This is a genomic window from Neopararhizobium haloflavum (genome assembly GCF_002750855.1).
Classification (GTDB): domain Bacteria; phylum Pseudomonadota; class Alphaproteobacteria; order Rhizobiales; family Rhizobiaceae; genus Georhizobium; species Georhizobium haloflavum.
The window spans coordinates 191,645-212,706 of record NZ_NWUC01000005.1 but is presented as its reverse complement, the minus strand read 5'-3'; the positions used below and the strand labels follow the sequence as shown (position 1 = coordinate 212,706).

Sequence of the window (21,062 nt, the reverse complement as noted above, 5' to 3'; positions counted from 1 at the left end):
GTCGGATTTCCCGCTTCCCAGATCCGGAGATTGGCACATGTCCCAAGCATTGCAGAGGCAAGTCGCCGCGAGTCGGCTAGAATGAGACCTCTGCGCCGTCCATCGCTTCGCGACTGATGTTGGCGACGATGAACTTCGCTCGATGAAACAACTCGTCGAAAGTCAGAATTTCCGGCGCGCGAATGTTTCGGCGGTAGAGCTCGAAGCAAGCGATCTTATCGTCATTTCCGATAAGCTCCGACAGATTGCCAACGACCAAATAGCTTCGCGGCTCGATCGAGTAGGTGCTCTCTCCGATGTCGGTGCCGTCACCATTCTTGAGCGCTTCCCTGAAACGGGTACGGCCAAATTCGAACGCCGTTTTTTGAATCTGCGTCACGGCGTTAGACACTTCATCGGATACACCCCAGCACCCAGCGCGATATGGCTTGCCCGATCGCAACAGCGCCGTTTGATCCTTCTTGATTTCGACAAGCACATACTGGCTGATTTCCGCGCGAGTTCGCAGTAGTGCGTCAACGGTTTTGCCAGGCTTATCGAAGGTGTTTCCCGTCGTACGGCTTTCGAGAGCGTCCGCTGCCTTATCGAGAAAAACGTAATTCAAGCCGTGCCCAAAAATCCACGGGTTGCTTTCGAAAAAACTCTGCCACTCAGGTTCCGATAGCCCCGATCCGAGCTTGGCTTCGAAATCGCTCAACACCTTGCGCTTGGCGGCCACGGCGTAGATGTCATGATGCAAATCGGGAGATTCGGCTAGTTCGTGAATTAGCTGAGCACCCTTTGAACTACTCAGTAGGGCATTTAGGGCGCCTAAGTTCAGATTATCCAGAGAAATTCTGGTTTTCTGTGCATCATTGAAATCTAAGTTCGATATAATCGCTAGGAAATCGTTTATCTGAGCAAGTTGGAAATTGTTGACTTGGATATGACCGTCTTGCTGCCATCCGTATGTCTTGTGAAAGCGAAGCTTCGTTATCTTAAGGGTTCCGAAATTCGCTTTGTCGCTCACGTAGAATGTTGAGACGGCCAGCTTGCATCTACCGGTGACATCGATTTCGCCGAAGACCTGTTCGCTCTCGCCAACTATAGTAGCGTAAGCACCCGCCTTACCAGGATGAGTATAGAGCTGGTTTGCCCTGTAATTCGCGAGATATTCAATGTCATCGGACACTAGCTAGTCCGCCTCCGGCGTTTCCTGCCTCGATCTTAGTATGGCTGCTACCCCTTGCGCGGCGTAGGTCTCTCGATTTGCGCCGAGACGATCGAGTGCAGATATCAGGCCCATTTGCCCCATGGACCAAATCACGAGTCCCCGTTCGTCATCAAGGATGCTGGATGGTGCGTCTGAAATCAGCGCGAGCGCTTCCTCATCGGTGAGCTTTCGTCCCGTCATCGCACAGAGATAGGCATAGCTGGCCGGATGTTTGTCTCGTAGAAGATGCAAGATATCATCGGGTATTGAAGTCGCTCGCAAAGCGGCTTTGCTGATGATCCATCCTTCCGCGCATCCAGCTGCAAGCTCAGCGAGGTTTCTGTCTAAAAAAGCAGGCTCTGCCTGATAGGCTAATATCTTCGCCGCGCGCGTACTGCGCGATTCCAACCAATATTCGAATATTGCCTTAGCGTCGAATAACGGCTCATCGGAAGCCATGGCTTTGAGCCATCTACTCGCGGCGCCCCTTGTACCGCGATCAATCCAATGTTCGAGTACCGCATGCCGATGGGGAAGGGGTAACCACGAATAGACGGCGGAGAGAAGCGCGTCCACGCGCGTTCGCACGACATGATTACCCTCAGCGAGCGATTGCGCTTTATCGGCTAGGAGCGAAATCCGCTCCGCAAGTTCGCCATCGGATAAACGCAATAGCCTTAACAGCCTTCCCCTAAGGGCCAGTCGCACGGGCGCGTCCGCTTCCAGTGTGCTGCAAATCGCCTCGCAGAGTTCTTCGAATGTTAGGCAGGCGACGTAGGCGTGGAGCAGGCTACGTTCTATTCCATATGGTACCGGATTTTGTGCGCACTCAAAGATGCGCTCCAATTTTTTGCTTAACGGATACTCCATGCCAGTCAGTTTATCGGATTCTGATGGGAAATAGCGAGCGCGAAAGTCGGTGCCACAAACAATAGTGCGGAAGCATCGGTTGCCTGCATTTCTGGGCACGTAAATGCTGGCGTGCTGCAACTGAACGAACGGCCGTAAATTCTCGGACCGCCGCCGAAACCTGCCGGTCCGCACTCCACCCCCAATCCGCCCACCCCACCCCCACCCTTGCATCGCGCAGCAATCTGCCTCAGCCTTCCTGGCATGAGCGAGAAATTCGAGACGGGCGCGGTGGCGTTTCAGCTGGCCATTTTCGGGCGGGTGCAGGGGGTGGGGTATCGGGCGTTTGTGCGTGAGGTGGCGCTGGCGCACGGGCTTTGCGGGCATGTGCGCAATGCGCCGGAGGGGCATGTCGAGGCCCTGATCGGCGGCGAGCGCGGCGCGGTGGAGGCGGCGATCGCGCGGCTGGCGGAAGGGCCGCCGGGTGCGCGGGTTTCGCGGATCGACCGGATCGCGGCGGGTGCTGCGGGGCTGCCTGCGGGCTTTTCCATTTTGCGCTGAGGACGGGCCTGCGCTGAGGGCGGGGCTGCGCTGAGGGCGGGGCCTTTTTTGAAGGGTGGCTCCCACACCGAGCGCGATGTCCTGCACAGGAAGGCCGGCGGCGCGGTGCATCGGCTTTTTGCCGCAGTGGGGCGCCGCCGGGGGTGTCGCTGGCTGGCGGTTCAGCCGTGCCAGGCGCGCTCCAGTTCGGCGACGTCGAGCTTGATCATCTTCATCATCGCATCCCTGACGCGGCCGGCCCTTTCGCGGTCGGGGTCCTGCATGGCGCGCGGCAGGATTTCGGGGACGACCTGCCAGAAGAGGCCATAGCGGTCCTTCAGCCAGCCGCACTGGCGCGGCGCGCCGCCGTCCAGCAGCTTTTGCCAATAGTGGTCGACCTCGGCCTGGTCGCGGCAGGCGATGGTGAAGGAGACGGCCTCGTTGAAGGTGAAGTGCGGGCCGCCGTTCAGCGCCTGGAAGGTCTGGTCGGCGAGGCGGAAGACGGCGACGAAGAGCCTGCCATCGTCGTGGCGCACGGTTTGAAGGATTTCGGCGTCGGGGAAGATCTCACTGTAAAAGGCGATCGCCTCCTCCAGCTGGTCGTCGAACCAGAGGCAGGGCATGAGCTTTTGCATGGCCGTGCCCCACTCACTTGCCGTCCGGCGGGCCGACGATCGCCCAGGCGTGGCCGAAGGGGTCCTTCACCTGGCCGTAGAGATCGCCCCAGAAGGCGACTTCGAGCGGCATCGTGACCTCGCAGCCAGCCTCGACCGCGCGGTCCCACCAGCGGCGCGGATCGGCGACGGCGAGGGTCAGCGTGGTGCCCTGCGGGGTCTGCCAGCCATGGCCGTATTCGGGCATGGCGTCGCCGAGCATGAAGGCGCCGCCGTTGATTTCGAGCTGGCAGTGCATGACGCGCTTGCCGTCGTCCATGCGCATGATGTCGCCGACGGTGCGCGCATCAAAGGCGCGGGCGTAGAAGTCGATCGCGGCGCTGGCGTCGCTCGACATGATGTAGGGCACGACGCCGGGCATCGCGGTTTGCGTGGTTTCGGCCATGTGAGGTCCTCCAATGGGGGTTGCGGCGCGTCAGAGCGCCATGAAGCTCTTGAAGCCGCCGAAGATCATGCGCTTGCCGTCGAAGGGCATTGACGCCATGTCAGCCTGCATGCGCGGGTCCTCGAAGATCTTCTTCATGATCTCGTCGCGGCTCTGGCGTGAGGTGTAGGTGATCCAGGCGAAGATCACCGTCTCGTCGTCGCTCGCCTCGACGGAGCGCGGGAAGGAGGTGCGCTCGCCATAGGGCACGTCGTCGCCGACGCATTCGACATAGGAAAGGGCGCCATGCTCCATCCAGATGTCGCCGGCGCGGCGGGCCATGTCCTTGTAGGCGTCGAGCTTGTCGGTGGGGACGGCGAGGATGAAGCCGTCGACATAGGGAAGGTCGGTCTTTTCGGGCAGGTCGCTCATCGGTCGTTTCCTTTCGCGATCGGATGGTTGTCAGGTGCGGAAGACGTCAGATGCGGGCGGCAAGGGCGGCGAGCTGGTCGGCGCACACGCCCCAGCCTTCGTGGAAGCCCATCTTCTCGTGCGCCTCCATGTCCTCCTGGCGCCAATGACGGGCCCTTGCCGTGTAGCGCGTCTTGCCGTCCTCCTCCTCGAAGGTGACGATGCCGGTGAAGAACGGCTTTTCGGTGGGCACCCAGCCGGCGGTGAAAGCGTCGGTGAAGACGATCTTCTCGTTTGGCACGAGTTCGAGATAGACGCCGTCATTGGGATGCTCGTTGCCGTCGGGATCGGCCATGACGATGAAGCTGCGTCCGCCGGGGCGAAGATCGGTCTCGACGTGGGCGATGGTCCAGGGCGCGGGGACGAACCACTGGCGGATCAGCGCCGGCTCGGTCCAGCAGCGATAGAGGCTGGCGCGGGGCGCGTCGATCAGGCGGGTCAGGGTCAGCTCGTGGCTGGCGGGGCGTGCGGCGGTCTCGGTCATCGGTCAAACTCCCATATCGTGCTTGTCGGCCATAGGACGGGCGTTGGCAGTGATATCCGACAGCTTTCGGATTTTTTTGTTCAGGTCGCGATTTTTCCCGCTAAACTGCCCCGATCGGATCGGGGGTTGGGGCACCTTTGGACGCGACAGACAGGATCATCCATCAGATCTACGAGGCTGCGGCCGCGCCGGAAGGCTGGCCGGACGCCGCGGTGGCCTTGTCGGACCTGGTCAAGGGCGGAACGGTGCACATGATGCTCGCGGCGCAGGACGGCAGCGCGGCTTATGTCAATCTTTTCTCCGGCGACCCGGATTTCGCGCCGATCTATCTGAACGATTTCTCGCCGATGGACTTCCGCGTGCCGCGCGTCATGGCCCGGCCGCTCGGCGCGTTCACCGACGAGCGGGCCTATGTCAGCCCCGAGGAGGCGAAGGTCAGCCCGATCCACCAGGATCTGTTGCCGCGCTTTGAGGTCCACCGGATCGGCGGGGCGAACATAAGCCTGCCCGGCTGCATCGGGTTTTTCGGAATATCGACGCGCCGGGCCGAGGAGGATTTCGATCCCGGACAGACGGCGCTGCTGGCGGCGCTGTCGCGCCATGTGCTGCGGGCGTTCGCGATCACCAGGTCGCGGCACGAAATCAGTCTTGGACGCGACCTGGCGATGGGCGCGCTGGAGCGGCTCAACACGGCGCTGTTCCTGATGCGCGGCGCGCGCGTCATCGATGCCAACGCCGAGGCGCGCCGATTGCTGGGGCAGGGCTTCTTCCTGCTGCACAACGATCAGCTGGCGGTCGCGAACCGGGGCGAGCGGGCGCGCCTTGAACGTTTCATCGCTTGCGCGGTGCGCGGTGAGACCGGCGGGCCGATGCTGCTGCGCGATCCCGATACGGCCGGACGGTATGTGCTGCGGGCGGAACGGCACGAGCCGCAGTTTCCCGGCGGACATCAAGCGCCTGCGCGGCATCTCATCGTGACGGTCAGCGAACTGAACCGAGCGCAAAGCCCCGACGAGGCAGAGGTGATTGCGTTCTGCGGTCTCTTCGGCGTTTCGCGCGCGGAATCGCTTGCGGTGGCGGCCGTGCTTGGCGACGTCTCGCTGTCGGACCATGCGGCGGCGCGCGGCATCCGGCCCGGAACGGCGCAGCAGCAACTGAAGTCGGCGATGGCCAAGATGGAGATCCACAGCCAGAAGACGCTGCACCAGATGTTCGAGCGCTACCGCGTCTTCGGCGCCTGAGGCGCGGCGCAAAGTCCGTCGAGATGCTGGCGGATGTGCGAGGCCTCGGCGGTGGTGGTGGCGAGCGCGATGGCGCGGTCGAAGGCTTCGCGGGCCTCGTCGATGCGGCCGAGTTCACGCAGAAGGCCGCCGCGAAGACCGTGGAAATAGAAGTAGCCCGCCAACCGGTCGGCGAGAGGCGCGATCGCGGCGAGGGCCGCTTGCGCACCGTGCAGCTTGTGGGTGGCGACCGCCCGGCTGAGGCTGACGACGGGCGAGGGCTGAATGCGTTCAAGCGTCGCGTAAAGCTGGTCTATCCCCGCCCAGTCGGTCAATTCGGGACGCTGCGCACGGGCGTGAAGCGCGGCGATGGCAGCCTGGATCTGATAGGGGCCGGGGGCGCGGTGGCGGATCGCCTTGTCGATCATGGCGAGGCCTTCGGCGATCATGGTCCGGTCCCAAAGCCCCCGGTCCTGATCCTCGAGAAGAACGATCTCGCCCTTTGCGTCGAAGCGGGCGCGGCTGCGCGCATGCTGGAGCAGCAGAAGCGACAGCAGGCCCATGACCTCAGGCTCGGAGGGGAAAAGGCCGGTGAGGAGCCGCGCCAGACGGATCGCCTCCTCGGCGAAGAGCGCCGCGGACCGGCGGGCGTCCTCGTCCTTGCCGCCGCCTGCAAGGTCGCTGGCGCGGGCGGAATAGCCTTCGTTGAAGACGAGATAGATCATGGCGCCGACGGCGCCGAGCCGCGCGGCGCGCGCATCCGCGTCGGGGGTCTCGAAAGCGACACCGGCACGCCCAATCTTTGCCTTGGCACGGGTGATGCGCTGCTCCATTGCGCTGTCGCTGACGAGAAACGCTCGGGCGATCCGGGCAACGCTGAGGCCGGAGACGATCCGCAACGCCAGCGCGATCTGCTGCGTTGCCGGCAGATCAGGATGGCAGCACACGAAGAGGAGACGCAGGATATCGTCGCGGTAGTGTCCGTCGTCGAGCCGGTCGGCCATGTCGGCTTCGGCGTCGGACAGATCTGAAATCGCATCCTCGTCCGGCAACTCGGTGTGGCGTGCCACTTTGCGGACGGCGTCGATGCCGGCGTTGCGCCCGACGAAGATGAGCCAGGCAGTCGGATCGCGCGGCGGACCGTTTTTCGGCCAGGCGGACAGCGCCTTGAGCGAGGCTTCCTGGAAGGCTTCCTCCGCCCGGTCGAGATCGCGGAAATAGCGAAGCAGCGCGGCAACCGCCCGCGGGCGTGCGGCGGTCAGCGATTTCTCGATCCAGGCGGGGTCAGCGGTCATCTCGTTTCGGCTTTCGTTTCATTGGGTCGATAGAGCATGACGGGCCTGATCTCATAGGCGCCGTTGCCCGGATTGGCCTTGGCAAGGTCACGCGCGACGTCGAGGGCGGCGTCGAGATTCTCGCATTCGACGACGTAGAAGCCGAGGAACTGCTCCTTCGTCTCGGCGAACGGCCCATCGATGACGAGCGGCTCTTCGGCCGACTTGCGCAAGGTGGTGGCGGACGTCGTCGGCATGAGCCGTGCGACCGGCCCGAGACGGCCTTCTGCCTCAAGACCCTTCTGAACCGTCATGAGACGGCCCATCACGGCGTCTTCTTCTTCCTGCGACCATGCGCCGGTGACCGCTTCGTGGTCGTAGCAAAGGATGGCGTAGAGCATTGGCTTGGCCTCGCGGGTTGTTCCAAGGACGAAAGGAAAAATCCGTAGCCGACAGCGATGAGGCCGACAACGCGGATTTTTCGATAGTGCATCTGCGATCAACCACAGATTGTGCATCGTAGTGAATCGCAACGTCATGAAAGAATAATGCGCCATCGGTTGAATTATAATCGATCTGTTGCGCTGCTTTTCCGCAGACTCATCACAAAACGATTCCCAGCGTCACATGTTGAAAATCCTGATGGCGTGCGCTAATATTCGAGCAACAGCATAAAGTTCGAATGAGAATACGAGCGGGCTCCGTCGTGGGCCCGAATTTTATTTGTTAGAGGAGTTTAGATGGCCGAGAAGAACCCCGACAAAGGATATGTCGCCGTACTGGGCTGGAGCCTGAGAGCGATCGATGCGATGGCGCGGTTCGACCGCCGCTATGTCATCGTGGCGCCGGAATGGGCCGAGTCCTATGCCAAGGAACACGACATTCCGTTCATCAGCTGGAATTTCGAGCGGCTGAACGACCGGTCGCATGAGATCGCGCAGACGCTGAAGGACATGGGCGTCGACGTCGCCATCCCGCTCTTCGAGGAGACGGTGGAATGGGCCGGCGCGATCAATTCCGTGCTGCTCAACAATCCGCGGCTCCTCGGCCAGTCGATGCTTTTCCGCGACAAGTCGCTGATGAAGCGGCGCGCGCAGCTTGGCGGCATCCGGGTCGGGATCTTCGAAGAGGCGATGGACAAGTCCGATGTCATCCGTTTCCTGAAGCGCGTCAACCAGACGCTGCTGAAGCTGGAAGGCGACGTCAACGACCCGATCCACATGAAGGCGTTCGACAAGGCCGGCTGCCTCGGGCACCGCGTGATCCGCACGGCCGACGATGTCGACGCGATCTCCGACGACGAATTCCCGGCGCTGCTGGAATCCCACCTAGACGGCTGGGAATTCGCGGTCGAGGCCTGGATCAAGGACCGGAAAATCCAGTTCCTGAACATTTCGGAGTATGTGACGCTCGGCTATTCGGTGTTCGTGCCGGCGACGCCGGAGCTCGAGAAATGGCGCGGGCGCATCACCGAACAGATCGAAAAGCTGATCGACGTGTTCGATATCGACTTCGGCTTCATCCATCCGGAATACTTCGTCACCAATGACGGCACGCTCTATTTCGGCGAGGTGGCCTACCGCCCGCCGGGGTTCAACGCGTTCGAACTGATGGAGCGGGCCTATGGGTTCAACGCCTATCAGGCGCTGGTTCTGGCTTTCGACCCCAAGACGACGCAGGAAGAAATGGACGCCTTCTTCCCCGAGCCGGTGAAAGGGGCATCGGGGCACGCCGGATGCTTCGGCGTCTATCCGCGCCGCCGCGTCGTCAGCGACCTCGACATACCGGAGGAGACCGAGGACCATCCCTATTTCGAGTTCCACGAACTGGCTCCGCCGATGGAGCAGAAGGTCACGAAGCGCACCGCTTTTGGAACACATTGGGGTCTCGTCTATTTCTTCGGCGAGGACCCGCACGAGATGCGGGAGCTCCTGAAGAGACAGGAAGAACTGGACTTCTACGTTTGACCTCGGCAGCCGGCCGGCGCACGCTGTGCGGTGACGGGGACAGCGAATCGCCGCGCCGGTTGGCGCTTTTGCGAAAGGACGCGGCAGCAAAGCCGCGTGCCGAGCCAATGGCCGGCAAGGGGTAGGCATGACATCCAGCGACGCCTTCGACATCAGTGCTTTCGCCGCCCGCCTGGATTATGCGCTCGAACAGCTGGAGCGGGCCGCGCCTTTCGCCAAGGTCAGCTATCGCAGCCGCGTGCTCGATCAGGCGCGACGGCTGTTGATGCGGCCAGGCGGTGTTGCCGCGCTTTACGAGCGGGCGGGCCGTCTCGACGATGCAGGCATTTTCGGCGGCACCGACTGGGACAAGCCGGCGGGACTTCTGCCGCGTCTCGTCGGCAACACGCTGCGCTACGGCGAACGCGCGACGATCATCCTGGAATGTCTGAGCCTCTTGCGGTTCCTGGCCGTGGCAAAGGGCGCGCATTCGGTGTCCGGCCTGCCGGGTGACCAGGCGCAACACTTCCTGACACAGGTGCTGGCGCTCAATCTGGAGCGCATTTTCGGCTCCACGAGCGAAGCGTCCCGCGTACAGGCGGGTAAACAGGAGATCGGCGAGACGGTCGACGCCGTCTTCGCCTTCCTGCTCGACAAGATCGGCACCGACGACATTCTCGGCATCCTGATCGACGAGATCTGGCGCATACTGGAGCAGCGGCCGCTGCAAGTGGGCCACGTCAAGGGAATGATCGTCCAGATCGCCGTCGTGTTGGAAGGCGACGCGGTGCATGGCGGCGAGATGCGGCTCGGCGCCGACCGCCTGATCAGCGCGCTGTTCGGCCCGACGCGGCTTTCGGCCGACGATGTCGGCGTGGAGCGCTATCGCAGCCGGCTCGATCACAGCGATTCCCTGGCTCATCTGAAGGAAGCGACGGGTTTTGCCCGTGCGATGCACGACACAGGCCTTGTTTCCGACTACCACGCCGCGTTCGTGCAGTGGCTGATCGAGACCGACAAGACCAACCTCATCCCGCACGCGCTGGGCCTGAGCAGCACGGGACTCGACGGCTATCGCTGCTACGAGCCGCTGATCATCGCCATCATCCGCGAGGCCATTCATCCGGCGACCGGGCAGACGCTGCTCGGCCTGGCGCTGATGCTTGAGCGGGGCATTCTTTATTCACCGCCGATCGCGCCATCGCTCTGGCGAATGCTGTCGATCAACGTCTCAGAGCATACGGCCGCGACGATGACAGCCGCGTTCGGCAGCGCCTGCACGCCGCGGGCCTTCCTGCTTGCCGGCCTCATCGACCTTCTGGGCCAGCCACTCGGCATCGGGCAGGGCAACAATCCAACCTGCCAGTCAGCGCGGGCGCTGTCCATGTGGGCGCTGAACGATCCCGACTACCTGTTCTATCTTGTGGCGCGGGTGGCGCTGTCGGACCGGATGGTGATGCATTTCGAAGGGCAGCTGCTCGACAGCGCCGAGCTGCCGGCAGGGCTGACCTCACTGACGCCGCTCGATACCGACCCTGTCTCGGTGCTGCTGGTGCCGCATCTCGACAGGATCTATGCCGAGATGGGACGCCGATGCGGCGACCGCGGCGAGGACCCGCATCGCTGGATCAATCCGGAGTTGCACGGATGGTGGGTGAGCCGCTCGTTCCACATCGCCGTCGACGTCGCGACAGGGATGATGAAGGACCACGCCGCTTTCCTTGCGCGGTTCCACGCGTCGTATCATCCGCTCTACAACGGCAATCAGCCGGTCATCCACCCGCAGCCGGCAGGCATCGCGGTGACGGACAGCCGGGGCGTCTTCGTTGGCTGGCACGCGATCTCGATCATCCGCGCCGCGCTCGATCATGACGGGATCATGCGGGTCTATTTCTTCAATCCGAACAATGACAGCGGGCAGGACTGGGGCCACGGCGTCGTGGTTTCGACCAGTGGCAACGGCGAGCGTTTCGGCGAAGCGTCTCTGCCGTTCGGGCAGTTTGCCTCGCGTCTCTACATCTTCCACGACGACGATCTGTCGGCCCAGGAAATGGGTGCGGGCGTGCCGGCCGAGGAGATCGGGGCCATCATGGCAATGGCGCGAGAGAGCTGGGCGGGGGACAGGCAACCGCTCGATGCGGCGGCGCAGGCGATCTGAAGCGTATCACGGCGCGTGACAAGCGCGCTTTCTGCGGCCGGGCACGTCCCGACCGCCAATCCTTCAGATAGCGATATCAGGCCGGCTCAGGCTCGTCGGCGAGAACCAGAACTTCCTGTGTGACGTCGATGGCAAAGCGGCCATCGCCGAGATTGGTGACCTTGCGGCCGTCTTCCAGAACGTGATGGCGCATGCCGAGCGCGCCGCTCGCCATGACGTCGTGATACTCGTCGACCCGGTGCTGTTTGCCCTTGTCGTCGACGACCTTGAATGATCCCGTCTTCTTATCCATGACCGATCGATCCTCCCGTCGTAAGCGTCCGTCCCCGATGGACGGACTGCCGAACGGTGGATGACCAATCGCAGGATCGGCACCACCGTTCAACCCCTGGTCGCGTCCGGATGGGCGCGCCGATGTGTTTATCGCCCACGGGCGACCTTTCAGGCCGCCAGCGGCTTGGCGTTGCGGCGCGTGGGCGTGACAACATCCGTGTGACGACGCGCGCCAATAAATTCCGGGCGCGGCTCCTTCGCGGCGAAGGGCGCCACCAGTCTATTCGAAACCGCGTTGAAAACGAAGAACGCATTGGATCGCGGCAGCGGCGAAATGTTCGATGCCGATCCGTGCAGGGTGTTGCAGTCGAAGATCAGCAGCGAGCCGGCCGGCCCTGTCGGCGTCGACATGCCGTGGCGCTCGTAGAGCCTGGCAAGATTTTCATCGTCAGGTACGCCGGTTTCCTGGGCCTTGAGGGAAGACTTGTAGTTGTCCTCCGGCGTTGCGCCAACCGTGCCGACGAAGGTCTGGTGCGAGCCGGGCACGAGCATCAACGGTCCGTTGTGCGGCTCGTTGTCGGTCAACAGCAAGGACATGGACAGGGCACGCATGCGCGGCATGCCGTCCTCGGCGTGCCAGGTCTCGAAATCGGAGTGCCAATAGAATTCCTTGCCCCTAAAGCCGGGTTTGTAGTTCAGCCGCGACTGGTGAATGTAAACCGCCTCGCCGAGAAGAAACTCCGCGATGCCGGCCAGACGCTCGTCGGCGGCCAGGCTCTGCATGACGTCGGACTGGCGATGCAGGGCGAAGATCGAGCGCACGTCGCCCGAATCCGGCTCGCTGACGAGGGTTTCGGGCTCAAGGCGGGATGTGTCGGTTCTCAGCCGCGCAGACTCATCAAGGAGGCTCTTGAGCTCTTCCGCCTTGAACAGGCCGGGCATGAACAGAAAACCGTTGTCGCGATATGATTCGTACTCGCCCCTGGTGAGCGGTGCGTCTTCGCTCCATTCCGAATAAACGACCGGATCCTGACGGCTTCGGATGTCAGGGGTCGTGCCTTTTCGGGTGGGATAAAGATCGCGCATCTCAGCCATCATTCGTCTCCTCTTGCTGGCTGTTGTCGTTCAACGGCCAGGTGCGGGACAATTGGCGGGCGCCTGAAGGCGCATGACGCGTCACGGGACTGCATCGCAGTCCTTGCCGGGCTCCCGTGACCGCTACCTGGCAGTGTCGGAACTAGCCGGATATGCGAGTGTTCCTCACCGGTTCAAAGTTTTTTGCCGACGCGAACATTCCGCCAGCGCATGGGACCCATCGGCACCGCGCAATTGCCGGGGCGCATGACGCACGCTAGAAGGGGCGGGCCTCCCGCCTTTCAGCCGCAAGCCGCGATGGACCCATGCCGCCCTTTGAGGATCTGATATTCTTCGCCATCGCGCTTGCCGGCGCGGGCGCCGTCGCCGGCGTGCTCGCCGGGCTGTTCGGCATCGGCGGCGGCGCCATCCTCGTTCCCGTCTTCTACCAGGTCTTCGGCCTGGTCGGTATCGACGATGCGGTGCGCATGCATGTGGCCGTCGGCACGTCGCTCGCGATCATCGTGCCGACCTCGGTGCGCTCGATGTTGTCGCACCGCAAGCGCGGAGCGGTCGACGATGCGCTGCTGAGGAACTGGGCGATCGCGGTGCCGCTCGGAGCCGTGCTCGCCTCGGGGGTCGCGGCCTATGCGTCGAGCGAGGCGCTGAGGGGAATCTTCGCCGCAATCGCGGTCGTGATCGGCGTGCGGATGGTGCTCAACCGCAAGAGCTGGCGGCTCGGCAACGACCTGCCGCGCAATCCCTATACATGGCTGGTGGGGGTGGCGATCGGACTTCTGTCGGGTCTGATGGGGGTCGGCGGCGGTGTCTTGAACAACACTTTCATGACCAGCTTCAACCGCCCGGTGCATCAGGCCGTTGCGACATCAGCCGGGGTGGGCGTCCTGATCGCGATTCCCGGCATGATCGGCTACATCATCGCGGGATGGGGCGAGGCGGGCCTGCCGCCGTTTTCCACGGGTTACGTCAACTGGATCACAGCGGCGATGATGATTCCGGGATCGATGCTGATGGCTCCGGTGGGCGCCAATCTGGCGCATCGGCTGAGCCGGCGCCAGCTGGAGGTGCTGCTCGGTATCTTCCTGTTCCTGGTGGCCGCGCGGTTTTTCCTCAGTCTGTGAGCACCAGTTCGTCGCGCTGCATGCTGAAGGAGGAGAGGTCGCCGAGGAAATTCATGCCGAGAAGGCTCTGGCCGAGCGCGCCTTCCGCGGAGACGGTCGCGCGCACGTCATGGCGCACGATGGGGCCGATCGTGATCTGGCGCAGGCGGACCGGCGCGGCGCGGGCCGGCCCGTTGGCGGTCATGACGGTGCGGCTGAAGGCAAGGGTCTGCGGATCGAGGCCAAGTCGCTCAGCGTCGCGATAGGTCAACGCGATCGTCGTCGCGCCGGTGTCGACGAGAAAATCCACTGGTGTGCCATCAATCTCCGCCTCGATCTGAAAATGACCGCCAAGGCCCTTGCGCACGATCACCTCGGTTTCACCCTCGGCGGTCTGCCGGGTGACGGCGCTTCCCGGCATGAGGCCGGCGGAAAGCCGCGTGCCGACGGCCTGCAGGTCATAGCGGTAGAGATAGAGCGTGGCGAGAGCCAGGATGATGACCAGCCAGATCAGCGCGTTGCGCGCCGCCTCGCCGAGATTGCCGCGCCGCACCACGCCGGCGCCGACGAGCGCGACCAGCATCACGAGGCGGGCGAATTCGTCGTTGGCGAGGCCAAAACTCGTGCCGGCACCGTGGTTGAAGAACAGAATGGCGAGCCCGGCGGCAAGAATGCCCATCACGGCATAGAAGAGGAAATTGCCGCGCCGCATTCTCAAATCTCTCCGCGTTCGCGGGCGATGCGAGCGCGTTTCGTCTCGCGCCTGGGCTTGCGTTCGAGCTTGGCGAGCCTGGCCGGCAGTTCGGCCATGACGGCGCGGCGCAGTTCCGGCGAATAGCCGATCCAACCGGCGATTTCGGCGCTGGTACGCCCGCAGCCGAAGCAATATCCGGTCTTCATGTCGATCGCGCAGACGAGGATGCAGGGGCTTTCGATGGACACGGGGGGCGCCGGTTTGCCTCTTTCTCAATCGCCGGCCGGCACCATGCCGGTCGGCTCCATCGATATAGGGTCGGGCAGGCGCAGCACGCAACCGTTCATCTCAGACCAAAAGGGCGAGACACACGAGGCAGGCTGTTTCGACGATCTGCTGGCAGGCGCCGATCGTGTCGCCGGTATGGCCGCCAAGACGACGACGCGTGCGGCTGGTGAAACTGAAGAGCGCCAATGCAGCGGCCGCGAGCAGAACAAGCGATGCGACCGGGCCCATGGCAAGGACAATGAGAGAGCCGGCGATCACGATGCCTGATGCAAGGGCGAGCCGGGCGGCGCCGGGGTCGGGCCGGCCGGCGGCTGCTGCCACGCCGGTGGTGCGCGCCGATGGCAGCATGTGCCAATGCCAGACCATCGCCGCGCGGCTGAGGCAGGCGGCGGCGAAAAGCACGAGAACGAGCGCCGTCGGCGGCAGTATCGCGAATAGGGCCGCCAGCGCGGCGGCGCGTAGCGCCAGCGTCAAGACGAGCGCGACAACGCCGTATACGCCGGTGCGGCTGTCCTTCATGACCGCGAGCGCGCGCTCGCGGTCGCCGCCCGCGCCCAGTCCATCGGCGGTGTCGGCCAGACCGTCCTCGTGCAACGAGCCCGTTGTCAGGACCAGTACGAAAAGAACAAGCACCGCCGATACCAGATCAGGCGCCGCGATGACCATGAGCGCCGCGGCTGCGAGCGCCTGGGGAAGTGCGATGATGAGGCCGGCCAGAGAAAAGGCGCGAACGACCCTCGTCAGCCTGCCGTCGTCACCGACAAAGAAGCCGGCCGGTACCGGCAGCCTGCTCAAAAAGGCGACGGCGCGCGCGATGTCGGTGATGAAGGCGCGCATGCGGTGACATCTCCGGTTCAGCGGGATTTCCGGCGTGCGGGAGGACCGAGGCGCCGTATTCGCTGTTGTGGCGGAGCGACGAAGCTTTTACCAGAGGTGGGTCCGCTTCTCCGAACCTCCCTCGACAGGAAAGTGCCATGGCCGCCACAACCGGAATGCCCTTCGACGATTTTCGCACGCTGATCGATACGCTGCCGGGACCGGACATGGCGGCGGTGGAAGCCGTCAGGGCGCGAGACAAGGATCTGACCAAGCCGCAAGGCTCGCTTGGCAGGCTGGAGGAGATTGCCGAGTGGCTGGCAGCCTGGACGGGGCGTCCGCCGGCCGTCAACCGCCCGCTGGTCGCTGTCTTCGCCGGTAACCACGGCGTCACGGAAGAAGGTGTCTCGCCTTTTCCGGCCGCGGTGACGGCGCAGATGGTTTCGAATTTCGCCGCAGGCGGGGCAGCGATCAACCAGATCTGCATCGCGCACGACCTCGGCCTCAAGGTCTTCGACCTGGCGCTCGACATGCCGACAGGCAATATCACCAGGGAAGCGGCGCTCGACGAGCGCGGCTGCGCAGCGACGATGGCCTTCGGCATGGAGGCGGTCGCCGGCGGATCCGACCTGATCTGCATCGGCGAAATGGGAATCGGCAACACGACGGTGGCAGCGGCCGTGATGCATGGCCTTCATGGCGGGACGGCTGCGGAATGGGTGGGGCCGGGAACCGGCGCCGAAGGCGAGACGCTGGCCCGCAAAGTCGCTGCAGTGGAGCGCGCGGTGACGCTTCACCAGGCGCATCTCGGCGATCCCCTAGAAGTGCTGCGTCGGCTTGGCGGGCGCGAACTGGCGGCAATGGCCGGCGCGATCCTCGCCGCGCGGGTCGAGCGGATCCCCGTCATCATCGATGGCTATGTCGCGACAGCCGCGGCGGCGGTTCTGCACAAGGCCAATCCCAAGGCGCTCGACCATTGCCTGATCGGCCATGTATCGGCCGAGCCGGGACACATGAAGGCGATCGAGAAGCTCGGCAAGACGCCTCTGCTCGCCCTTGGAATGCGGCTTGGCGAGGGAACGGGCGCGGCTCTGGCCGCCGGGATCGTCAAGGCGGCGGCCCAATGTCACTCGGGCATGGCGACATTCTCCCAAGCCGGGGTAAGTGGCCGCGACTGACCGCTGGAGGTCGCATTCGAGCAAGTCTTTCCGGCCTGTTGGGGCCACCATCGGCCTTATGGCGAGCGATGGGATCAGGACCGGATCATGCTCCTGCGGACGGGTGCGCTACACCGTCAGCGGGCCGCTGCGCGCGATCATCGCCTGCCACTGCATCGAATGCCGCAAACAGAGCGGCCATTTCTTCGCGGCGACGGCCGCGGCGGACAGCGACCTCGTTGTGACCGGTGAAAAGCATATCACCTGGTATGCGGCATCAAACGTCGCGCAACGCGGGTTCTGCCGCCACTGCGGCTCGGCGCTCTTCTGGAAGCGGCAGGCAAGCACGACGACCTCGATTCTTGCCGGGAGCCTAGACGGCAAAACGGAAATGACGATTGCGCGCCACATCTTCTGCGGTGAGAAGGGCGACTATTACGATATCGCCGACGGCGTGGCTCAATCGGTCGGGAATGGCTGATCGTCTTCAAATTGCGAACGCTGCGTGGCGCTTATCCCATCTTTTGTGAACATGCTTCTTCGCCTAGATTTCGAGGCAAAGGAGTGCACGACATGGATGCGTTGCCGACAATCTTCATTTCCCATGGTTCGCCGGACACGGCGATCGCAGATACGGCCGCTGCGACGTTCCTGAAGGGGTTTGCCGCGACCATTGCGCGGCCGCGCGCGATCATCGTCGTGAGCGCGCATTTCGAGGTCGAGGGCGGTGTCGCCGTCACGGCCGATGCGATGCCCGAGACGATCCACGACTTCGGCGGCTTCGACCGCAAGCTCTACGAGATACGCTATGGGGCACCCGGCTTGCCGGGGCTGGCCGCAGACATCGCCAGACGGCTGACAGAGCAGGGGTTCAAGGCGCGGACCATCGGCGATCGCGGCTTCGACCACGGCACCTGGGTGCCGCTGTCATTGATCTATCCCGAAGCCGACATTCCGGTCGTGCAGGTCTCGGTCGATCCGGGCCGCGATGCCGCCTACCACATGAGCCTCGGGCGGGCACTGGCCGACCTGCGGGGGGAGGATGTGCTGATCATCGGGTCCGGCTCGTTCACGCACAATCTCGGCGAAGCGTTCAAGGCGCTGCGTGCCGGCCGGCGTGATGCGCCCGTGCCGGACTGGGTGGCGGAATTTGCCGCGTGGATGGATGATCGCATCCGGGCGGGCGACGAACAGGCGCTCACCGGCTGGCTGGAGCAGGCGCCGCACGCGGCGCGCAACCACCCGACGCCCGAGCATCTGATGCCGCTCTTCGTCGCGATCGGCGCGGCAAACCGAAACGCTGGCTGGCGAGCCGACGCGATCCACGCGAGCAACGAATTCGGGGCGCTGGCGATGGATGCCTATGCGTTTCACTGACTGCGGCGCGCAGGGTGGGCATGACGTCGCCCATTGCGGTAATTGCGTGTTCAGCGCGGAGCCGCTACCTCGTTAGACAGGGCCGTCGACGCGGGGGAAGGCATGCAGCGCATCTATCACGCATTCCGGCACTCGTGCGCCGGCATCTATTATGCGGCCGGCCACGAGGCCTCGTTCAAGCAGGAACTGATCCTCTTCGCCATCGCGGTGCCGCTTGCCGCGCTGATCAGCGACAGCCTCGTCATGTTTCTGGTGCTGATCGGGGTCGTCGTCTTCATGATGATCGTGGAACTGCTCAACACGGCCGTGGAGGCGGTTTGCAACGGGCTTTCGCGCAACTACATGGAAGAGATCAAGATCGCCAAGGACTGCGGATCGGCTGCCGTCCTCTTCTCGGTGATGTTGTCCGGGTCCGTCTGGCTCGCCGCGCTATATCTTCGCTTCTTCAACTGACGAACCGAGCATCCCATGTCCGACGAAACGCTTTATGCCCGCTCCGGCCTGCCGGACGACCTCAGGGTGCTTCTCGCCAAATATCCGCGTGAGGGATGGCATCGCGATCACACGATCGGGCAGACCGGTTCGTTCTGGCTGCAGCGGCACGACATGTTCCGCGAACTCGGCCGGGCGCTGGTGACGACGACGAACGACCTGAAAGAAGGGCGGATGGCGCCGGATGCCTTTGCCGGCTGGTTCGTGCCGCGACTAAATTTCTTCCTGTCGCAGCTCGAAGGGCACCATCAGATCGAGGACCAGCATTACTTTCCTGCCTTCGCGGCGGCCGATCCACGCCTCAAGCGCGGCTTCGACATCCTCGATTCCGACCATCATCTGATTCACGATCTGCTGAAAGCCAATGCGCACGCTGCGCGTGGCTTCCTTGAGGGATTGCGGGCAGGCGGGGATCAACTGAAGCGGGCGAGCGAGGATTACGGGCAGCAGGCCGAACGGCTCCTTGCGGGCCTGCTGCGGCACCTTGAGGACGAGGAAGACCTCATCATCCCGCTTATGATCGACAGGGGTGAGGATCGGCTGGGGCTCTATTGACGGCAGGGCGCGGGCGCCGCTCGCAAGGATCAGCCGGCGGCTCGGCATTCCCGCGGATCGATCTGCGCGTCTGAGAAGACGTAGCGGCTGCCGCCGGCGCGCTTGGCGCTGTACATGGCGGTATCGGCCGCGATCAGCAGATCCGTCGCAGTCGTCCCGTTGACCGGGTAGCGACCGATGCCGATGCTGGCGGTGATGGGCGGCGCGGCATCGCCCGTCGAAAGGCTTGCGCAGCAATCGACGAGCCGCCCGGCCATCAGCGAGACAAGCTCGCGGTCGCAAATGCGTGGGAGGGCGATGACGAACTCGTCGCCCCCGAGCCTGCCGATGACCGCGCGCGGGCCGGCCAAAACCTGAAACCGCTCGACGACTTCCTTCAGGATGGTGTCTCCCAACGCATGGCCGCACGTGTCGTTGACCGCCTTGAAGCCGTCGAGGTCGACATAGAGGAGGCTGAGCGTGCCGGCCGGACCGTCGATCTCCTGCATCAGGGTGGACAGTTCGGCCGAGAACGCGCCGCGATTGAGCGCACCCGTCAGCGTGTCGTAGCGCGCAAGGCGCTGCAACCGATGCTCATTGGCCTTGAATTCGACGATGAGGCGGACGAGATCGGCGCTTTCCTCGATGAGGCCGACCTGCTGCTCGCTGAGCGCCCGTCCGATCGGACGTTCGATGAACATCAACGCCAGGACACGACCCTCGGCGCCTTTGATATCATGCCGCTCGACGCCGGCGGCGGCGACGTGACGGTACCGCTTCGACGTCGCGCCGACATCGATGCGGACCTTCCAGTCGGGGGCCGTTCGTTCGATTTCCCGCTCCAGCGTCGACAGCAGGGATTCCAGCCGCTCGCCTGTGGTCAGCTTCTGGAGCAGACGGCTGCGGCCTTCATTGATGCGGGAAATCTGCGCGTGCTGTGCCGCTTCCATGGCGAGGCGGCGATTGGCATTGTCGAGCGCGGCGGTGCGGGCGCGAACGAGGTGATCAAGACCCTCCAGCGTTTCCTTGAGCCGCGCCTGGCTGAAGCGGCGCTCGCCGCTGGTGGCAGTGAGCAGAAGGCCGGTGACGGCGAGGACGGCTATCAACGCCTGCAGCATGATCAGCGCCTCACGCGAGGGTGCCGCGTTGCTGATCGGCCCATGGCCGAAGGCGGTGCACACGGCAATGGCGACGGACATGACGAAGACGAGGGAGGTGGTGGTGAGCAGCGTGCCGCGCAGCGCCGCCCAGATGATCAGTGGAAACAGCAAGAATTCCAGCGAGAGGTGATGCAGCGGGCCGCCAACGAGCATGTCGCTGAACACGACGGCGACCAGGCCCGCGCCAATCAGCATGACGGCGAAGGTTTCGGTCATGATCATGTCGCCGCGCGGCTGAGCCCACGGGTGAAGCGCGATGAGGATGATCGGGGTGAGGATCAAGATCGCGGTGATGTCGCCGAGAGCCCAGCGCATCCACTCCACCGGGAAGGCGCCGAGCTTCATCCAGCCGGCCATTGCAAAGCCGACCGGTCCGAGGACGGCGCCGTAGAGGCAGCAGCCGATGAACGTCGCGGCGACGAAGCAGGCGACGCCGCGGCCGGTGAGAAACGGGCTTTCCGGGACGGACCAGCGCCGCAAGAGCGCGACGATCAGCAACGGCTGGGACGCATTGACGGCGGCGAGCCAGACAGCGATCGCAAACGGCGCCTTGAGCGAGAGATTGGCAAGACACGAACCGATGAAGATACCCGGCAGGGCGGCCGGCCCGAAGCGCATCACAGCGGCCAGCGCGAGGCCTGACGGCAGCCAGAACGGGACCCAGTTCTTGCGGATCGAGCCGTCGGCCACGAGATCGGCGAAGAGAATGCTGGCGCGGGTGCCGAGGATATAGAGGATGGCAAGACACACCGTCAGCGCGATGATGCGAAAGGCATTTTTTGCCGCGCCCGTCGGAGGGGCGCGATTGAGTTGGAGGCGCAGGAACATCGATGGTCTCGGTTGTGCTTGTGAGCCCACATTGCGCAGCCGGGGTAAATTCAGCGTAAAGCTTTTCACTTCAAGC

24 protein-coding genes are annotated in these 21,062 nt (G+C 63.8%); 10 read left to right on the top strand and 14 right to left on the bottom strand.

From position 1 onward, the window contains the following. Positions 1 to 76: 76 nt before the first annotated feature. Complete coding sequence (locus CN673_RS12770) at positions 77 to 1,171, bottom strand: Shedu immune nuclease family protein (RefSeq protein WP_099866735.1); 1,095 nt, start codon at positions 1,169 to 1,171, stop codon at positions 77 to 79. 3 nt (positions 1,172 to 1,174) lie between these two features. Then, positions 1,175 to 2,182 carry a hypothetical protein gene (locus CN673_RS12765; RefSeq protein WP_157928891.1) on the bottom strand — a complete coding sequence of 336 codons (1,008 nt, stop codon included), beginning with the start codon at positions 2,180 to 2,182 and terminating at the stop codon, positions 1,175 to 1,177. Positions 2,183 to 2,305: 123 nt separating this feature from the next. On the opposite strand from CN673_RS12765, the gene CN673_RS12760 reads away from it, so the two are divergent. Next, a complete protein-coding gene (locus CN673_RS12760; protein ID WP_099866731.1) occupies positions 2,306 to 2,602 on the top strand; it encodes an acylphosphatase in 297 nt (98 codons plus the stop codon). Between the two features lie 161 nt (positions 2,603 to 2,763). On the opposite strand, the gene CN673_RS12755 is transcribed toward CN673_RS12760, so the two are convergent. Genes CN673_RS12755 through CN673_RS12740 form a run of 4 tightly spaced genes read right to left on the bottom strand, consistent with a single transcriptional unit; the run spans position 2,764 to position 4,574 of the window. Further along, on the bottom strand, positions 2,764 to 3,216 hold the full coding sequence (locus tag CN673_RS12755; RefSeq protein WP_099866730.1) for a VOC family protein: 453 nt from the start codon (positions 3,214 to 3,216) through the stop codon (positions 2,764 to 2,766). Between the two features lie 13 nt (positions 3,217 to 3,229). Continuing rightward, a complete protein-coding gene (locus tag CN673_RS12750; protein ID WP_099866728.1) occupies positions 3,230 to 3,640 on the bottom strand; it encodes a VOC family protein in 411 nt (136 codons plus the stop codon). Positions 3,641 to 3,670: 30 nt separating this feature from the next. After that, entirely contained in the window at positions 3,671 to 4,051 is a 381-nt protein-coding gene (locus CN673_RS12745) for a DUF1428 domain-containing protein (RefSeq protein WP_099866725.1), read from the bottom strand. A 46-nt stretch (positions 4,052 to 4,097) separates the two neighbouring features. Beyond that, the gene (locus CN673_RS12740) at positions 4,098 to 4,574 is read right to left on the bottom strand and encodes an SRPBCC family protein (RefSeq protein ID WP_099866723.1); all 477 of its coding nucleotides are present in this window, start codon (positions 4,572 to 4,574) and stop codon (positions 4,098 to 4,100) included. A gap of 137 nt (positions 4,575 to 4,711) precedes the next feature. Between CN673_RS12740 and CN673_RS12735 the strand changes: the two genes are divergently transcribed. Then, a complete protein-coding gene (locus CN673_RS12735; protein WP_099866721.1) occupies positions 4,712 to 5,815 on the top strand; it encodes a helix-turn-helix transcriptional regulator in 1,104 nt (367 codons plus the stop codon). Here CN673_RS12735 and CN673_RS12730 read toward each other — a convergent pair. Both CN673_RS12730 and CN673_RS12725 read right to left on the bottom strand, forming a co-directional pair. Then, complete coding sequence (locus CN673_RS12730) at positions 5,794 to 7,089, bottom strand: RNA polymerase sigma factor (RefSeq protein ID WP_099866719.1); 1,296 nt, start codon at positions 7,087 to 7,089, stop codon at positions 5,794 to 5,796. The two genes, CN673_RS12735 and CN673_RS12730, sit on opposite strands and share 22 nt — an antisense overlap. Beyond that, positions 7,086 to 7,469, bottom strand: a complete 384-nt coding sequence (locus CN673_RS12725) for a YciI family protein (protein ID WP_099866718.1) — start codon at positions 7,467 to 7,469, stop codon at positions 7,086 to 7,088. The genes CN673_RS12730 and CN673_RS12725 overlap by 4 nt, the downstream gene beginning before the upstream one ends. 339 nt (positions 7,470 to 7,808) lie before the next feature. On the opposite strand from CN673_RS12725, the gene CN673_RS12720 reads away from it, so the two are divergent. Next, the gene (locus tag CN673_RS12720; RefSeq protein ID WP_099866716.1) at positions 7,809 to 9,035 is read left to right on the top strand and encodes an ATP-grasp domain-containing protein; all 1,227 of its coding nucleotides are present in this window, start codon (positions 7,809 to 7,811) and stop codon (positions 9,033 to 9,035) included. Positions 9,036 to 9,162: 127 nt separating this feature from the next. Further along, entirely contained in the window at positions 9,163 to 11,172 is a 2,010-nt protein-coding gene (locus CN673_RS12715; protein WP_099866714.1) for a hypothetical protein, read from the top strand. Between the two features lie 76 nt (positions 11,173 to 11,248). On the opposite strand, the gene CN673_RS12710 is transcribed toward CN673_RS12715, so the two are convergent. Further along, positions 11,249 to 11,464 (bottom strand): hypothetical protein, encoded by a 216-nt coding sequence (locus tag CN673_RS12710; protein WP_099866712.1) that lies wholly within the window; start codon positions 11,462 to 11,464, stop codon positions 11,249 to 11,251. A 149-nt stretch (positions 11,465 to 11,613) separates the two neighbouring features. Then, a complete protein-coding gene (thpD, locus tag CN673_RS12705) occupies positions 11,614 to 12,540 on the bottom strand; it encodes an ectoine hydroxylase (protein WP_245409893.1) in 927 nt (308 codons plus the stop codon). Between the two features lie 305 nt (positions 12,541 to 12,845). Between thpD and CN673_RS12700 the strand changes: the two genes are divergently transcribed. After that, positions 12,846 to 13,661, top strand: coding sequence for a sulfite exporter TauE/SafE family protein (locus tag CN673_RS12700; RefSeq protein ID WP_099866710.1), 816 nt, complete (start codon positions 12,846 to 12,848; stop codon positions 13,659 to 13,661). Here the strand turns inward: CN673_RS12700 and CN673_RS12695 are convergent. The 3 genes from CN673_RS12695 to CN673_RS12685 form a co-directional block, all read right to left on the bottom strand. After that, complete coding sequence (locus CN673_RS12695) at positions 13,651 to 14,352, bottom strand: retropepsin-like aspartic protease family protein (protein WP_099866709.1); 702 nt, start codon at positions 14,350 to 14,352, stop codon at positions 13,651 to 13,653. The two genes, CN673_RS12700 and CN673_RS12695, sit on opposite strands and share 11 nt — an antisense overlap. Positions 14,353 to 14,354: 2 nt before the next feature. Then, a complete protein-coding gene (locus tag CN673_RS12690) occupies positions 14,355 to 14,576 on the bottom strand; it encodes a DUF1289 domain-containing protein (RefSeq protein ID WP_280951181.1) in 222 nt (73 codons plus the stop codon). A 106-nt stretch (positions 14,577 to 14,682) separates the two neighbouring features. Continuing rightward, positions 14,683 to 15,459, bottom strand: coding sequence for an adenosylcobinamide-GDP ribazoletransferase (locus tag CN673_RS12685; RefSeq protein ID WP_099866707.1), 777 nt, complete (start codon positions 15,457 to 15,459; stop codon positions 14,683 to 14,685). Between the two features lie 137 nt (positions 15,460 to 15,596). Between CN673_RS12685 and cobT the strand changes: the two genes are divergently transcribed. From cobT to CN673_RS12660, 5 genes are all read left to right on the top strand, one after another. Then, positions 15,597 to 16,616 (top strand): nicotinate-nucleotide--dimethylbenzimidazole phosphoribosyltransferase, encoded by a 1,020-nt coding sequence (gene cobT, locus CN673_RS12680; protein ID WP_099866705.1) that lies wholly within the window; start codon positions 15,597 to 15,599, stop codon positions 16,614 to 16,616. 58 nt (positions 16,617 to 16,674) lie between these two features. Further along, positions 16,675 to 17,076 carry a GFA family protein gene (locus tag CN673_RS12675; RefSeq protein ID WP_099866703.1) on the top strand — a complete coding sequence of 134 codons (402 nt, stop codon included), beginning with the start codon at positions 16,675 to 16,677 and terminating at the stop codon, positions 17,074 to 17,076. Between the two features lie 92 nt (positions 17,077 to 17,168). After that, complete coding sequence (locus tag CN673_RS12670; RefSeq protein ID WP_099866701.1) at positions 17,169 to 17,972, top strand: DODA-type extradiol aromatic ring-opening family dioxygenase; 804 nt, start codon at positions 17,169 to 17,171, stop codon at positions 17,970 to 17,972. A 102-nt stretch (positions 17,973 to 18,074) separates the two neighbouring features. Beyond that, positions 18,075 to 18,425: a diacylglycerol kinase gene (locus CN673_RS12665; protein ID WP_099866700.1), complete on the top strand. Its 351-nt coding sequence runs from the start codon at positions 18,075 to 18,077 to the stop codon at positions 18,423 to 18,425. A gap of 15 nt (positions 18,426 to 18,440) precedes the next feature. Continuing rightward, positions 18,441 to 19,019, top strand: coding sequence for a hemerythrin domain-containing protein (locus CN673_RS12660; RefSeq protein ID WP_099866698.1), 579 nt, complete (start codon positions 18,441 to 18,443; stop codon positions 19,017 to 19,019). 29 nt (positions 19,020 to 19,048) lie between these two features. Here CN673_RS12660 and CN673_RS12655 read toward each other — a convergent pair whose 3' ends face one another. Continuing rightward, a complete protein-coding gene (locus tag CN673_RS12655; protein WP_099866696.1) occupies positions 19,049 to 20,986 on the bottom strand; it encodes a diguanylate cyclase domain-containing protein in 1,938 nt (645 codons plus the stop codon). Positions 20,987 to 21,062: the final 76 nt, after the last annotated feature.